This is a genomic window from Hoskinsella mucinilytica, from assembly GCF_045223415.1.
GTDB lineage: Bacteria > Bacillota_I > Bacilli_A > Erysipelotrichales > Erysipelotrichaceae > Hoskinsella > Hoskinsella mucinilytica.
On sequence record NZ_JBEQZJ010000015.1, the window covers coordinates 62,704 to 77,987 of the forward strand.

At 33.0% G+C, this 15,284-nt stretch carries 12 protein-coding genes; 10 read left to right on the forward strand and 2 right to left on the reverse strand.

Annotated elements, in window-relative coordinates:
• Positions 1-2: 2 nt before the first annotated feature.
• Complete coding sequence (locus UGRO018_RS07075; protein WP_416325771.1) at positions 3-686, forward strand: LytTR family transcriptional regulator DNA-binding domain-containing protein; 684 nt, start codon at positions 3-5, stop codon at positions 684-686.
• 1,103 nt (positions 687-1,789) lie between these two features.
• On the opposite strand, the gene UGRO018_RS07080 is transcribed toward UGRO018_RS07075, so the two are convergent.
• The gene (locus UGRO018_RS07080; protein ID WP_416325772.1) at positions 1,790-2,548 is read right to left on the reverse strand and encodes a LytTR family transcriptional regulator DNA-binding domain-containing protein; all 759 of its coding nucleotides are present in this window, start codon (positions 2,546-2,548) and stop codon (positions 1,790-1,792) included.
• 247 nt (positions 2,549-2,795) lie between these two features.
• Between UGRO018_RS07080 and UGRO018_RS07085 the strand changes: the two genes are divergently transcribed.
• The 8 genes from UGRO018_RS07085 (at position 2,796) to UGRO018_RS07120 (ending at position 11,321) form a co-directional block, all read left to right on the forward strand.
• Entirely contained in the window at positions 2,796-5,120 is a 2,325-nt protein-coding gene (locus tag UGRO018_RS07085) for a GLUG motif-containing protein (protein WP_416325773.1), read from the forward strand.
• A 1-nt stretch (position 5,121) separates the two neighbouring features.
• Positions 5,122-5,634: a hypothetical protein gene (locus tag UGRO018_RS07090; protein WP_416325774.1), complete on the forward strand. Its 513-nt coding sequence runs from the start codon at positions 5,122-5,124 to the stop codon at positions 5,632-5,634.
• A gap of 13 nt (positions 5,635-5,647) precedes the next feature.
• Complete coding sequence (locus tag UGRO018_RS07095) at positions 5,648-6,409, forward strand: ubiquitin-like protein (protein WP_416325775.1); 762 nt, start codon at positions 5,648-5,650, stop codon at positions 6,407-6,409.
• Between the two features lie 10 nt (positions 6,410-6,419).
• Positions 6,420-8,348 (forward strand): hypothetical protein, encoded by a 1,929-nt coding sequence (locus UGRO018_RS07100; RefSeq protein WP_416325776.1) that lies wholly within the window; start codon positions 6,420-6,422, stop codon positions 8,346-8,348.
• 26 nt (positions 8,349-8,374) lie between these two features.
• Positions 8,375-9,430 (forward strand): hypothetical protein, encoded by a 1,056-nt coding sequence (locus UGRO018_RS07105; RefSeq protein ID WP_416325777.1) that lies wholly within the window; start codon positions 8,375-8,377, stop codon positions 9,428-9,430.
• 13 nt (positions 9,431-9,443) lie between these two features.
• Positions 9,444-10,001 (forward strand): hypothetical protein, encoded by a 558-nt coding sequence (locus UGRO018_RS07110; RefSeq protein ID WP_416325778.1) that lies wholly within the window; start codon positions 9,444-9,446, stop codon positions 9,999-10,001.
• Between the two features lie 130 nt (positions 10,002-10,131).
• Positions 10,132-10,620 carry a hypothetical protein gene (locus UGRO018_RS07115; protein ID WP_416325779.1) on the forward strand — a complete coding sequence of 163 codons (489 nt, stop codon included), beginning with the start codon at positions 10,132-10,134 and terminating at the stop codon, positions 10,618-10,620.
• A 2-nt stretch (positions 10,621-10,622) separates the two neighbouring features.
• Positions 10,623-11,321: a hypothetical protein gene (locus UGRO018_RS07120; protein ID WP_416325780.1), complete on the forward strand. Its 699-nt coding sequence runs from the start codon at positions 10,623-10,625 to the stop codon at positions 11,319-11,321.
• 41 nt (positions 11,322-11,362) lie between these two features.
• On the opposite strand, the gene UGRO018_RS07125 is transcribed toward UGRO018_RS07120, so the two are convergent.
• The gene (locus UGRO018_RS07125; protein ID WP_416325781.1) at positions 11,363-12,841 is read right to left on the reverse strand and encodes a GntR family transcriptional regulator; all 1,479 of its coding nucleotides are present in this window, start codon (positions 12,839-12,841) and stop codon (positions 11,363-11,365) included.
• Between the two features lie 221 nt (positions 12,842-13,062).
• Here UGRO018_RS07125 and UGRO018_RS07130 point away from each other — a divergent pair, with 221 nt between their 5' ends.
• Positions 13,063-15,159 carry a sensor domain-containing protein gene (locus UGRO018_RS07130; protein WP_416325782.1) on the forward strand — a complete coding sequence of 699 codons (2,097 nt, stop codon included), beginning with the start codon at positions 13,063-13,065 and terminating at the stop codon, positions 15,157-15,159.
• Positions 15,160-15,284: the final 125 nt, after the last annotated feature.

Below are 15,284 nucleotides of genomic sequence, written 5' to 3' on the forward strand. Positions count from 1 at the left end.
GCATGATTCGTTTGGCTATTTTAGAAACAGAAGATATCGCAAAAGAGGTTCTTTTTGAATTGATGAGAAATCTAAAGAATCGAGAATGGTCATTTGAATACTTCACTCGAATATCTGAATTCGCAAGAGCAGATGAAAAAAACGAATTCCATATCGTTTTATTTCATGAGAAATTTGACATACCTAGAATTACTCAGACTTTTGTATTACCGAAGACAAGAAGAATCGTGTTATATACTGAATCAGAGTTAAAAGAAAGTATGAAGCAACGTTATCCTTATCAACGTATTTTATATTTAGATCGTAAGAATATCAAAAATGAGATACAGGAAATCTGTCCATATATTGATATATTACTCAAACGAGAAGAAGAATATCTGTTTACTTATAACCACGTATCTGTACCTTTACATATCAATGATATTTTCTATATTGAAAAGGAAGAAAAATATTTGATTTATCATACCAAACGTGGAGAGTTCAGAGAACGAAAAAATATGAAGGATGCGGCAACATATTTTGAGCCTTATGATTTCTTATGGATTCATGTGAGTTATTTAGTTAATATGCAATATATTACAAAAATAGAACAGGATCAATTGTATTTAGATAAACTGGCATTGCCGATCTCACGATCAAAACGTCCAACAGTTACAGAAAAGATGCATGCTCTTGTCGGAATGTGAAATCTTTATAAATATAGAAAGCCCATTCGGGCTTTTCTTTTCAGAATCTTTGATTTTATTAAAAAACCGATTATTCCAATATTTTACCAATTTTTCCACATCTCTTTACACACGTTTCTTGGCGGTTATAATAAAGGTGTAAATAGAAAAAGAAAGAGAGCGGTGAGAAGATGGGAACGTTAGCTAGTTAAATATTGTGGAACTTGTCTAATATCTAATGCGTGAAAGTTTCTCTTGTATAGGGATTCCATTAGATAGAAAGTTATATGAATATCATAATATTTAACGGATCATTGGACATACGGTGTGGAGCATCGGAAGTTAAAGCCTGAAGAAGTTATAGTAATTCTAACAAGGTATCAGGAAACCATAGAAGTGATTCTATGGACTGTGTGAAAGCAGAAGCTCTATGTAGTGAATGAATTTTAGGTTATATTCTATTTATGGAAATGCTGTTGAAGTTATGAAGTTGAAAATAAAAGTAAAACAGCGAGTACATAAACAAGATATAAAGCTGTAAACGTCTTGATCTTTATGAAAATGAGAGGTATATGACAAATCATTGAGAATGTTCGTATCAAAGTCATTTCATAAAAGAAAAGCAATCTTCTGGTATAGAGTCTGATAGATTAGAAACAGATCAATGTGTATTCTAACAAAGTCAGAATATCTATCGATGAGCATTGAGGGTTATAGCATCTGAATCATGGAGGTGATGTGAACTGAATCATACATCATATAGTAAACATTCAGTCGAGATCAAGGAAGTGATAAACAGATAAATAAATAGATCGAATATAGCAAGTTTGACAACAGGATAACAAAGTAACATTAGAAACCTGCGACAGTAGAAATGGTAAATAAAAGAAAAGCTATATTCATAAAATTCAGGTACATGAACATATGGACGATATATTGTAAATGGAAGGAATCAGGAAGGAAAAAGATTCGTATCCAATACAAAGATAAAATCCTATGAATACAATTGAATAGATAGCGATCTTCAATGAATTTGAAGTTCTAATATCATAGTTTATAAAGGAAGCGAAGCTGTAGAATGATTCGTTTCCTTTTTTATTGATGTTCAATGTATTACTATATGTTTATTCTCTTTCCTCTAATATTTTTTTTAATTTCATATAAGACTCTTTTCCTAAAGGAAGCTCACTTCTATTTGTTAAAGTAGCACTATATCGTCGAATAGATCGAACATAGAGAGGATTAACAACATAACTTTTGTGAACACGAACAAGTGAATAGTTAGTAAAATATGATAATGATTTTCTAACTGTAAAAAAACTCTTTCTTAAATGAATATCACAAAGTTTATTGTTTGATTGTATATACACAATTTCATGTACATCTATATAATGAGTATTTCCGTGAATATCATGTAGACTTAGTTTTACTTGTTCTTTTGTTTGTGATGATGACTTGGCAATAGGAATATTTTCAAATATTGTGGATTGAGCTGTTTCAGTAGGCATTTGTTTCGCATGGTTCGCATTTGCATGGATGAGAACTAAGTTTTCATCTTGCTGCTTCCAGACAAAAGTAAAATGAACTTTTGCAGACATATTATTTAATTGTGCATAAAATCTACCATAAGTTACCCATATCTGTTGTGTATGTTCTAAGATGCTATACTCCTCATCACTAAGTTCCACACAGGGTTGTTCTATTTCATATTGAACACTTTGTAAAAAAGCTGGAATACCCTTCATATATAGCGGTTCATAATCGCCAATCCAAACAAAATTTTCATCTAAAACATCAACAAAAGAATCAATCTGTCTCTTTACAAAAAAATGAATGGTCTCACGAGTCTTTTCAATAATTTCTTGATCAGTATAATGTTTCATATTCTACTCCTTTAAACTATTGTTTTTTTATATTATATCTATATCTAATTATTTGTACAATAAATTTTACCTTTTTCGCCTTATAATTCCTGTATACGCCATAGCTGTTGACTTGAATCCTTCATGCAAATATAATATAAAAGCTCATGAATTTTAGAAGAAACAAGAGTATTAAAAATAGATAAGAATATGGTATCTAATCATCTATAAAAAAATTAATATAAATATTTATTTAGGAGAGAATTATATGATAAAATGGGAAGCTTCTTCAACAAAAAGTAAGAAGAAATCGAGTTTTATGAAACAGATAAAGGTATCTGTTTTAAGCCTTTTGTTATGTTTTACAATGTTACCTACATCATGGTATGTAATACATGCAGTAACAGATACATCTGAAATGATAGCACTCACAGATCAAGTTCAACCAGAAAGTGGTAAAACGTATACCATTTGCGATAAAAACCAATTTAATAACTTAGCAAAAATCGTTAATAATGGAAACACCTGTGCGGGTGTAACTTTTGTATTGACTGAAAACATTGTAATTAATAAAGGTGATTTATCAGGATATGATGGCACATCACCTAACAATTGGGAACAATGGAAACCTATTAATAAATTTGATGGAACTTTAGATGGCACAGGACACACAATAAGTGGGATTTATATTAATGACAATAGTAAGAATGTGGCAGCGACTGGATTGTTTTATTATATAGGGAAAAATGCAACAGTAAAAAATATTGGGGTTATAAACTCATATATATATTTAGAAACTGAGGATACTTTTATTCAAGTTGGAGGTATTTGTGTAGAAAATCAAGGAATAATAGAAAATTGTTTTTATGAAGGTGTTATTAAGAGTATGGGGAAGGGTGTTCCCGCTGGAGCAATTAGCATTTCGAACATCGGCACGATAAAAAATTGTTATACCTATGCCAAGGATACTATTTTATGTGATTACAGTTATCCGAATGCAATACTTGAAAACTGCTATTATCTTGGAACCAAAGAAATTGATTCCATAGATGGAACGACATATAAAACTGCTGAACAGTTTTCCTCAGGTGAGGTTGCTTATCTTCTGAATAAAGGAGTAACAGATGGGACACAGGCCTTTTATCAAAACATCCAAGGAGCAAATCGTGATGCGTATCCTGTTCTAGATAACAGTCATGGTACAGTTTATCAAAAAGATAATACTTATTCTAATATGTCTACTACCATAATTGATGGTAAAACCTATTATGAAATTGGCACAGCTACACAACTTAAAATCTTCAGAGATATGGCTAATGGTGGTCAAAGCAGTATTAACGGTATTTTAACCGCCGATATTGTGTTGAACACGGGTGATTTATCCGGTTATGATGGTACATCGTCTAATATTTGGGAACAATGGACACCTATCAAGGTTCAATATTATGGGATTTTTGACGGAAATGGGCACACGATCAGCGGTGTTTATATTAAATCTGATGAGGACAATCAAGGATTATTTGCTGTTTTAGCTAATACCGGTGAAATAAGAAATCTAGGTGTCATTAATTCATACATCAAAGGAAAATATGATGTTGGGGGTATCAGTGGACTTAACAGAGGTAAAATTATAAATTGCTTCAGCAGTGCCACTGTTACAGGTGATAGCTATATCGGTGGGATCAGTGGAGAAAATGAGGCATCATCCTCAGTTGAAAATAGCTACAACTCAGGTAATGTCAGCGGTTATGAATGTATCGGTGGGGTGAGTGGAATAAACCTAGGTACAATCAAAAACTGTTATAATACAGGCTCTATTAACAGTACCGGTAGAAGCAGCGGCGGTGTCTGTGGATGGAATCAGTATTCAATTGTAAATTGCTATAATATCGGCACAGTAAGTGGAAATGCCTTTGTTGGTAGTATAAGTGGTTCAAATTCTGACACTGCCAGCATTACAAATTCCTACTATCTAAAAACAGATAAAATAAATGCCAATCTAAACGGAGTAGGTAGTGGTAGTGATACAACAATAGCTAAAACTGACGCTCATTTTTCCTCAGGTGAGGTTACTTACCTTTTAAACGAAGGTGTAACCGATGGCACACAAGCTTTTTACCAAAATATTGAGGGAACAAACCTTGACCGATACCCTGTGATTGATAATAGCCATGGTACAGTTTATCAACCTCAGAGAGGAGAGTTCACTAATACACCTGATGCTACTTACTCAGTTGATCTTGAGTGGGGAACAATGGAATTTACTTATCAAGAGGGTGAATGGAATGCTGATACGCTTACCTATGCACAGGGAGAATGGCAATGCGCTACTGATAGCAATAGAATAAAAGTAAAAAATAAAAGTAATGTCAGTGTAGAAGCAAATATGAAACATCAAATAGATTCTGCATACAGTACGATAACAGCAAGTATAAAAAATGATAACACAGTGATTAACAAGTCTGTTATTCTTCCAAAATCTACTGAAAAAGACTTTTATGTAGAACTTAACGGAACACTTCCTAATAAGGAAATGAATCTAACAAAGATCGGTACAATCACCGTTACAATTTCAGGAATAGGAGATGAATAACATGGATAACAAAAAACAAAGAATAATCATCATTAGTCTTTCCATAATCAGTATGGCGGCAATTGGAGTAACTATATGGGCATTGTTTTTTCGAGACACGAAACCAAAAGTAAATCTAGATTATGCACCTCAACAGATAGAATCAAATGCAGAAAAAGCAGATGATGATAAAACAAAATTGGAACAACCCGAAGGTGGTGGTGCAGTAAGTCTAACTTATTCAAATAAGGTTACGTTATCTCTTCAATCAAAACAAGCAAATCTTTTATTTCAGAATCCATCAAAATCAAATCAAAATATGATGCTTGAAATTGTAATCGATCATAAAACAATTGTGAAAAGTGGTAGGATAGATCCTGGTTATAAGATAGAAAAACTTGATGGAGTGGATATGAATAAGCTTTCCAAAGGAAGTTATGAAGGGAAATTTGTTATTAGTTATTATGAAGCGAAAAGTGGAGAAAAAGCTATGATCAATACAGAAATTCCTATCACCATTACAGTAGAAGAATAGGAGAAAACTTAGTATGAAGAAGATTCTAGTATGTATATTTTGTACCATATCATTGCTTTTGTTTACAACACAGGCATATGCAATGCAGATTTTTGTAAAAACACTCACAGGAAAACATGTAACAATGGAGGTTGAACCAGCTGATAGAGTTGAAGATCTTAAAGCATTGATAGAAGAAAGAATTGGAACCCCAGTCGATCAACAACGATTGATTTTTGCAGGAAAGCTATTAGAGGATGGCAAAACTTTACAAGACTATTCAATACAAAAAGATTCAACAATTCAGCTTGTACTTAGATTTGTAAAAGAAGAAGATACTCAGGTAGTTGCTAGCTACGAAGTAGTACCAGTGGATACGTATTCAGTAAATATTAGTTGGGGAAGTATGGAATTTAAATATACTCCTGATACTCATAAATGGAATGCTGAACAACTAGATTATGAAGATTCAAAAACAGGTAAATGGACTTGTGATGAAAATGCAAACAAAATTACAGTAGAAAATCGTTCTAATAAAGAAGTGAAGACAGGATTTAGTTATACTTCAAGTATAGGTTTTGAAACAGTAAATGGATTTTTTAGTGAAGGATCAAGTGAAGGAACAGCAATAACTTCTTTAACGATACCATCAGCAGATACAGGAACATCAAACACACCTGGAGAAGCACAGAAAAAAGAAGCGTATTTACATCTAACAAGTACGGATTTTAATGGTAAGGAACTTTCTAATACAAATATAGGAACAGTTACTGTTAAAATAACGCAGGGAAATTAGGAGAAGCATTATGAAAAAAGGGATGTTATCATTTACTATAGCAGTTGTAATGGTTGTATCATTATTCTCAGGACTTGGTATTGTAGTAAGGGCAGAAACATTAGGTGGATTTGATATTTCAGGATCATCAGATGGATATAGCTATGCAAATGGTATACTAACAATTTCAAAAGAGGGTGACTATACCTTAAAAAACGCAAGCTCTGAAACAAGTGATAGAATAGAAATCACAGCTCCAACTGGAACAGTTAATTTAAATCTTGCAGGGATAAATATTAAAACAAGCAGTGATAAGCTATCAGGAATAAAAATCACAGGTGATGCTAATGTGAAAATAGTTTCAAAGGATAATACTGAAAATAATATAAGTGTTCAGAGTAATGCGGCAGGTATTGAAAAGAAAAACTCTGATAATTCTAATTTAGAATTTACTTGTGAACATAAATCAGAACAAAGGCACAGTTGTTCTGATACTTGTGGTAAGCTTTTTATAATAAGTGATCTTAGTTCTGTTGGAATTGGGGGTGTTACGGATAGTGGAGAAAAAGATGGCAATGATTGCTCGAATATTACGATATCAGGTAGCAATATTTCTATAAAAAGTAATGGTGCGGGAATAGCTGGGGGTGATGGAGAAAATGGTGGCAAAGGTGGGAATTGTTCAAATATAAGCATATCTGGAGGAACGCTTTCGATTACCAGTGATGATGTAGGAATCGGAGGAGGAGAAGGAGGACTAGGTATAGATACTTATTATGATAATGGGGGGACTGGAGGCACTGGCGGCGATTGTTCAAAGATAAGTATATCTGGTGGAAATATCTCAATTAATAGTAAAAAAGTAGCAATTGGTGGGGGAAAAGCTGGAGAAGGTGGATCAGCTCGCTTTTCTACAGGCACTGATGGAAATGGAGGCACAGGTGGCAAAGGTGGGAATTGTTCAGAAATAAACATATCTGGAGGAATTCTTTACATTAATAATTCTGAAACCGGCATCGGCGGGGGAGAAGGCGGGACTGGTGGTACTGGTGGAATGAAGGATGACATGTCTGATTTCATTGGAGAAGGTGGAAACGGTGGCGCAGGTGGAGATTGTTCAAATATTAACCTTTCAGGGGGAAATCTTTCTATAACTACTAGGTATAGTGGTTATGGAATTAACGGTGGTAATATAGGATATGGTGGTGTTGGAGTTAAATCTGGCAATAATGGCACAAACGGTACTTGCTCTAGTGTTGTAATTGATGGTGGATCAATTCATTCAACGATAGGTTGTACACCGGTAAATAATATGAATGAAGAGCTTTCAATCATAAAAAAAACATCAGCGGGATATGAAAATAAAGCGATTAAGGTAAGTGGAACACCAAGTTATTATAATGTAACAGGTATCTTTGGAGATAGTAATGGTAATGTCTATTTGTGGATGCCTAAGGGGTATGACAGTAATCTTATAGAAGTAAGCTATGGACAAAGAGACAATGTTGATATTAAGGCAAGGTATGCACCAAGTAAAACAGATACGTATTCAGTAAATATTAGTTGGGGAAGTATGGAATTTGAGTATACTCCTGATGAGCATATATGGAAACCTAAACAACTTAAATATGAAGATTCAAAAACAGGTAAATGGACTTGTGATGAAAATGCAAACAAAATTACAGTAGAAAATCGTTCTAATAAAGAAGTGAAGGCAAGATTTAGTTATACTTCAAGTATAGGTTTTGAAACAGTAAATGGAATTTTTAGTGAAGGATCAAGTGAAGGAACAGTAATAACTTCTTTAACGATACCATCAGCAGATACAGGAACGATAAATACACCTGGAGAAGCACAGAAAAAAGAAGCTTATTTATATTTGACAAGTACTGAATTTGACGGTAAGGGACTTAATAATACAAAAATAGGTACTGTAACCGTAACTATTAGCGACAAGTAATGAAAAGAAAAGGAGCAAACTTATATATGAAGAAAATTTTATCACTTATTCTATCATTTTCTATAATGATGGTTACGGGCATCACTGGGGATGCGTCAATCAAGGCGAATGGAACTGTAACAGAATTATATTATGACACAGGTACGAAAGTTAATGTGAATACGCAACCTATACAAGATATTCTTACTCTTTCAGATTATGAGAAGGTTGAGTCTATCTCTCTCAAGACAAGTGGATATCAAAATATGAATGCAGGTTCATATGAGATAACAAAGCCTTGTGTGGTTTATATGGGTGCTATTATAAAAAACAGCGAAAATATTGGTGGAGCTTATAATTATCAGATTAAGCTTGGTGGTGCAGAAAAAGCAAATCAATGGAATGATGATAAGGATTGGACATCAGGTAGTGTGCCTGGTAATGAATATAATGGTGGAGACTTTGAATATGTAAAATATGAAATAACACAGGATATGATTGATGCTCAAGGAGGAACCTATACGCTTCTTTCTGGAATTAGAGGGGAGAATTTTACAAATCTTTCCTTTGCAGCATTAGGACAAACGTTATCTGGTGATTCTTTTATCCGCATCTATTATACAAAGCAAGGTAATATCGTAAAAAAGGAATCTAAGGATGTTTCTGCAAATTATTCACCGAATAAAGTAGATACATATTCTGTAAATATTAGTTGGGGAAGTATGGAATTTAAGTATACTCCTGATAATCATACTTGGAATGCTGAAAAGCTTGAATATGATGATTCAAAAACAGGTAAATGGAGTTGTGATACTGATGCAAACAAAATTACAGTAGAAAATCGTTCTAATAAAGAAGTAAAGGCAGGATTTAGCTATACTTCAAGTACAGGTTTTGAAACAGTAAATGGAACTTTTAGTGAAGGATCGACACCAATAACTTCTTTGATGATACCATCAGCAGATACAGGAACGATAAATACATTAGGTCAGGCACAGTCAAAATCTGCTTATTTAAATTTGACAAGTACAGATTTTAATGGCAAGGCACTTCAGAATACGAGGATAGGAACAGTTACCGTTAGAATAACGGAAGGAAATTGAGGAGAAAACTACAATGAAAAAAATGATTATTACAGTCTTTACACTGGTGATAGCTGCGAGTATGTCGGCTTCTGTTTTTGCAGCAAGTCCTATTGAAAGTACAACAGAACCTAATAATACAGATGAAAAAGGTGTTCAAGCAACTTATAATGCAAGTCGTAAAGATACTTATAGTGTGGCAGTTAGTTGGGGTAGTATGGAATTTACTTATACGCCTGAGAAATACGTTTGGGATGCAGAAAAAAAGCAGTATGATACTGGTAAAAATGGTACATGGTCTTGCAATACAGATGAAAATAAAGTTACTGTTACAAACAATTCAAATGCAAAAGTTAATGTTGATATTGCATATTCAGTGAAAAATAAAGATATTAGTGGTTTGTTGAAAACAACAAACTCTATTGATGGTACAAATTATTCTACAAAAACGCTTGAAAGTGCATTTTTAAGACCTAATGGTGCGGATAGTACAAGTGCTTATTTATTTCTTTCAGGAACTCTTGATGGAAATGCAGAAAATCTTGCTAAAGGGGAACAAATTGGTACTCTGATTGTGAAAATAACAGGTTAAGAATATTTATTATTCGAGACGATTATTCGGACAGTATGTTCAGATAATCTCCGATGTATATGCGTAATATAGATATTGTGCACATACATGAGAGATAATCAGATAATGTATAGAAAGGTGTTAAAATATCATGAAAAATAAAAAGATTGTGATTGTATCTGCTTTATGCGTGTTAACTGTTTTAGCAATGCTGTTGGCTTTACGATTTAGTGATAAAAATGGAAATGATCATAAATTTATGATCCCAGACTTTGATAAAACAGCAGAAACAGGAGTACCTAAAGTACCAGAAAATCTTGGTTATAGTAAAATCCATCAAGATGGAATGAATTTTACTGCATATGTTTGTGGGAATGTCATGATAAAAGATCATGAAGGTAGTATATATTTCACAAATGATTCAGAGAATAAAGTATGGTTAAAACTACGTATTCTTGATGAGAATAATGAAATACTTGGTGAAACAGGAGTGATAAAGCCTGGAGAATATGTTAGTTTGATTAAATTAAAAAAAACACCTCAAGTTGGTCAAAAAATAAAGCTAAAAATTATGGCATATGAGCCTGATACTTACTATAGTGCAGGTGCTGTATCTTTATATACAACGATAGGAGAATGAGTATGAAAAAAATAACGACAGTAATTTTAAGTATTTTATTAATGCTTTTCTGCACTTTTACTGTTTCAGCAGCAGAGAATAATATAGATGATAATGAATGTAGTGATAGCGGACCTGTTTTCGCAAAGTTGCAATTGCCAGATGGTGGATATTCAGCAATAATGAAGGACGGTTATGCAAGTATAATAACAGATGAGGGTATAAAAATAACGATTACAGGTAATATCCCTGATTCATTTGTTTTTTCAGTTGTTCCAATTTTAGATGAAGATGCATTATCTTGGTTTGGAAACTGTATGAAAGGTTATGGTATAAAGGTTATCCCTTATGATATTTATATCATAGATAAAGATGGGAAGAAATATCAACTAGAAGAAAGTGTGAAAATTTCATTAACCATACCTTCTACTTACAAAAATCCTGTTATCTTTCATGTTAGTAAAGATGGCAAAGTAAAGTCTATAAACTCCTATGTTGAGAATACAACTATTAGCTTTTATATAGAGCATATGAGTTATTATGTACTTGCAGAAAAAACTATGATATCTAATGATTCAGATAATTCATATAGACCAAATGCACCACAAACAGGCGATACAAAAAAAGTTGATATTTGGATTATTTACATCTTAGTTTCTAGTGGAATGCTTTTAATGCTATATAGTTATAATCGCAGAAAAATGAAAAAGAGTAAAAAATAATATAATTTAGTATCAATAACAAAAACATCTTAAGCTAGTTCTTAGGATGTTTTTGTCAGTACGTTCGGTAATGTTTTAAAATTATATGGCATTTTTGATATCATAAAATAGACATCATGATAGATTTGAAGAAATGTTTGTTTCAAAGCCAAATTTATCTTTTCTTCATTATCGTCTTCTAATACTTCCATTAATGTATGAAAGGTTGCAATTGTTTTGCGTTGATCAGCATAAAGAGATTCATCTACCGCTTTAAAATAATAACCCCATACCAGCAATTCATCTAGTTGTTGGAAAATATTCTTCAAAGAATGTGTTGGCATGGATTGTTTCACAAACTCCATTAAAAGTTGTATCAACATAGGACTAATGCTGTTTTTGGAAATAGTCAGAGCTTGATTTATATCTTTTATTAAACATTTTCTACGTTCATAACTTAACAGCGTACAAGTTTCCACACCCAATATAATCAGTTGCAATGCTTCTAAACAATATTGAATACGTTGTTGGATGATTGGATCATTAAAATCAATTTGAATCATATTTTCGCTAGGATCTCCACTACGAACAATCGTACCTTTTTTATTGATGGATTGAGTGATACCAAGAGAATTAAGCAAAGCGATGGAACGACTAGCTGTTTCTTTCATAACCCCATATTCCTTCATGATTTCAGGTATGGAAGGAATATATTTTTGTTGAGAAAATTCTCCTTTTATGATTCTGCGTAACAATTTCATTGCCAAACGTGCATATAATTCAGATCGTTCCTTAATATGAAACCATTGCATATGTTCCTTATTTGCTGGGTATATTGGCTCAACATATTGTTCTAGTGTCTGCATATATGTGAAAACAGTATTCCGACTTCTTGCATAAGTATCGGAAATCATTTCATATAGCTCATCAAATTGTTTATTCAGGATATAATGATAAAGTTTAGTCAACCATTCTTTTACACTTGTAGCACTTTGATCAAAAGGATTACACAAGCCAGGATAAGGAAGAAAAGGGACTTGAAGGAAATTTTCTGCATCAAGTTCTAAATCAATCATTAATGAATTATGTAAGGATCGTATCAAAGTTTTTGTGACCAGATTGGTTGTTTGTATGAGGGATGGATGATCCATGGATTCATCGATCGTATCGATTGCCTTGGATATCGTCATAAGTTCTTCTTTTCCGCAATGTTTAGCAGCTTCTTTATAAAGCAAAGGGAGTAGAAGACCTAATCCGTGATAACCATCAATGATTGCCTCTCTTCGCTCTATCAATACTGACATATACTCTTCTATTGAGGCTGTATAAATAACGATTGCAGGTTGTCCCAATGCAGTATGGATATATCCTTCCTCATGGAGCATTTTCATAACTTTTCTGACTGTGGTGATACCAACGTTATATTGTTGACAAAGGACTTTTTGTGAAGGCAGTGTACGTTGTTGGAGAAAAGCTCCGCTTCTAATCTGAGATACTAGTGCTTGATATAAATAATGATATAAAGTCTGTTCTTGATACATGAACCTCCCCTCCTTTATGATATGTTGTAATTGTTAACATTATATCAACTAAAATAAGCCTTTACAACTTGATTTTTAGTAGGAACCAATATAGAATATACCTATAGCCAAAATAGGAAAGATGGATTTTTATAACACTATGAGAGATATAAATTAGGGTATCATTACCTAATATGTTTTGTAGGTGTTTTAGCATTAGGAAAGGTTTGGGAGGTGTCTTTATGACAGAAAAGGTCGCAGTGTTATCTGAAGCTATAGAAAATCAATATCTAACAGAATCCTTAAACACGAGTGTCAGTAAGCACAAATTAGATGAACATTTTACTTTAGTTGCGGCAAATGCACGATACTATGAGATGTTTGGATATGAGAGAGAAGAATATGAACAGTTATTTCAAAATCGACCGGATTTATTTTATGCAGATGATCCAGAAGGATGGGCTGAATTAACAAGTGTGGTCAAAGAAACTCTTGCCCAGCATAAAAATAGATATACCTATATCGGAAGGATGAAGCATAGAAGCGGTAGAAAAGTATGGATCCGCTTAGTTGGTACGTTAATTGACGAATATGTGGATGGTTTTCAAATTGCTTATTCTGTTATGATGGATATCTCTGATATGATGCAAGATAAAATAGAAAAAGGCATTATGGAAAATATTTTTCCCGGTCTGATTACAAAATATAAAGTAACAAAGAAAGGATATGATTTTATCCAAGGGAACCAAAGACTTTATGAGACATTTGGTGAAGCGTTGATATTTAAACATGATCAGGTTGGTAATCATGATTTTGAAGCAGCTTATGAGATTCATGATAAACTTTATTGCGGAGAGTCTTGTAATTTTACTATTTCACCGTTGGATAAAAAAGGAAATCGTCATTATTTGAATGTGAATGCGGAGTGTGTTGATTGGATAGGGGAAGAACCAATCTATCTTTTTCTATATAACGATATCAGCGATCTTACTCGACAAAAAAAGCAATTAGAAGAATATAATAAATCAATGCATCGGCTCGCTTATTCTGATGATGTTACCGGAGGCTATAATCGCAGAAAATTTGAACAAAGTGCAGGAGCAACCATTAAATCTTTTGAACCGGGAACTTTTACTTTGATATGGATGAATATGCAAAAATTTAAATTAATTAATGAAATGGAAGGTGTAGAAGCAGGAGATCGTGTTTTGACTTATATTCATAGTAAGATATTAAATAAGCTAAATTCAGAGGAATGTGTAGCTAGATTATTTTCTGATAATTTTATCATTCTGATGAAAGAGTCTGACAATCAAAGAATAGAATCCAGATTACAAGATTTGGTAGAGTATATCAATGAATTTAATCAAGAAAGTCAATGCAAGTATTATCTTACGTTTACTGCAGGGGTATATCATGTGACAGATAATACTCTTTCTATTACATCTATGGAAGATAGAGCACATGCCGCAAGGAAATCACAACATATTTTCTCATCTAATCTATGTGTTTGTAATTTTTATTCTGAGGAAATTCAAAAAAAGCTCCAAGAAGAAAAAAATATAGAAAACTGTATGAGAGAATCTTTAAAGCATCATGAATTTGAGGTGTATTTACAACCTAAATATTCTTTGAAAAATAAAAAGATTTATGGCGCAGAGGCATTGATTCGATGGCATCATCCTGAATTAGGTTTTCTATCGCCAGCTGAATTCATTCCGTTGTTTGAAAAAAATGGATTCATTGTTAATCTTGATCTTTTCGTATTCGAAGAAGTATGTAAATTATTATATCAATGGAAAATGGAACATAAACCTCTTTACCCGATTTCTGTAAATATGTCTCGGGCCCATTTCATGAAGCAAGATTTTCTCGATGAATATATCGCTATTGTAAATCAGTATGATATACCTGCAGAATATTTGGAAATAGAGTTAACGGAAACCATGGTTTTTGAGAATCCGGAAGCTTTTCACTCAATCATTCAAAGGATTCATGAGGCAGGGTTCTCTTGTTCCATGGATGATTTTGGTAGTGGTTACTCTTCTTTGAATATGTTGAAAGATTTAGAGTTAGATACGGTGAAGCTTGATGGTGCCTTTTTCTCATCAGAAAACATGGATAATCAGAAAGAAAATATCATTGTTAGAAGCATTATTGACATGACAAATAAGTTGGATATGTCAACAGTTGCAGAAGGGATAGAAACAATTCACCAAATGAACTTTTTAAGTATGACACCATGTGATTTAGTTCAGGGATATGTCATATCCAGACCGGTGCCTATTGCAGAATTTGAAACCCTAATAAGGAATGAAGTACACAATCAAACATCATAAAACTCAACGGAAAAACTTGTAATTCTGATTTTCTTCACTTGTATTCAAGCTATATATGGGTTATAATAACAGTGCCAGTTTTAGAAATCAGTCAATAAGACTGATGAGAAGGGATGAAGTGTCGG

Bases quoted from the DNA above. Each gene is read 5' to 3' on its own strand.
- UGRO018_RS07130 (WP_416325782.1), top strand. From the start codon at position 13,063: ATGACAGAAAAGGTCGCAGTGTTATCTGAAGCTATAGAAAATCAATAT.
- UGRO018_RS07125 (WP_416325781.1), bottom strand. From the start codon at position 12,841: ATGTATCAAGAACAGACTTTATATCATTATTTATATCAAGCACTAGTA.
- UGRO018_RS07110 (WP_416325778.1), top strand. From the start codon at position 9,444: ATGAAAAAAATGATTATTACAGTCTTTACACTGGTGATAGCTGCGAGT.
- UGRO018_RS07080 (WP_416325772.1), bottom strand. From the start codon at position 2,548: ATGAAACATTATACTGATCAAGAAATTATTGAAAAGACTCGTGAGACC.
- UGRO018_RS07100 (WP_416325776.1), top strand. From the start codon at position 6,420: ATGAAAAAAGGGATGTTATCATTTACTATAGCAGTTGTAATGGTTGTA.
- UGRO018_RS07105 (WP_416325777.1), top strand. From the start codon at position 8,375: ATGAAGAAAATTTTATCACTTATTCTATCATTTTCTATAATGATGGTT.
- UGRO018_RS07120 (WP_416325780.1), top strand. From the start codon at position 10,623: ATGAAAAAAATAACGACAGTAATTTTAAGTATTTTATTAATGCTTTTC.
- UGRO018_RS07090 (WP_416325774.1), top strand. From the start codon at position 5,122: ATGGATAACAAAAAACAAAGAATAATCATCATTAGTCTTTCCATAATC.
- UGRO018_RS07085 (WP_416325773.1), top strand. From the start codon at position 2,796: ATGATAAAATGGGAAGCTTCTTCAACAAAAAGTAAGAAGAAATCGAGT.
- UGRO018_RS07075 (WP_416325771.1), top strand. From the start codon at position 3: ATGATTCGTTTGGCTATTTTAGAAACAGAAGATATCGCAAAAGAGGTT.
- UGRO018_RS07095 (WP_416325775.1), top strand. From the start codon at position 5,648: ATGAAGAAGATTCTAGTATGTATATTTTGTACCATATCATTGCTTTTG.
- UGRO018_RS07115 (WP_416325779.1), top strand. From the start codon at position 10,132: ATGAAAAATAAAAAGATTGTGATTGTATCTGCTTTATGCGTGTTAACT.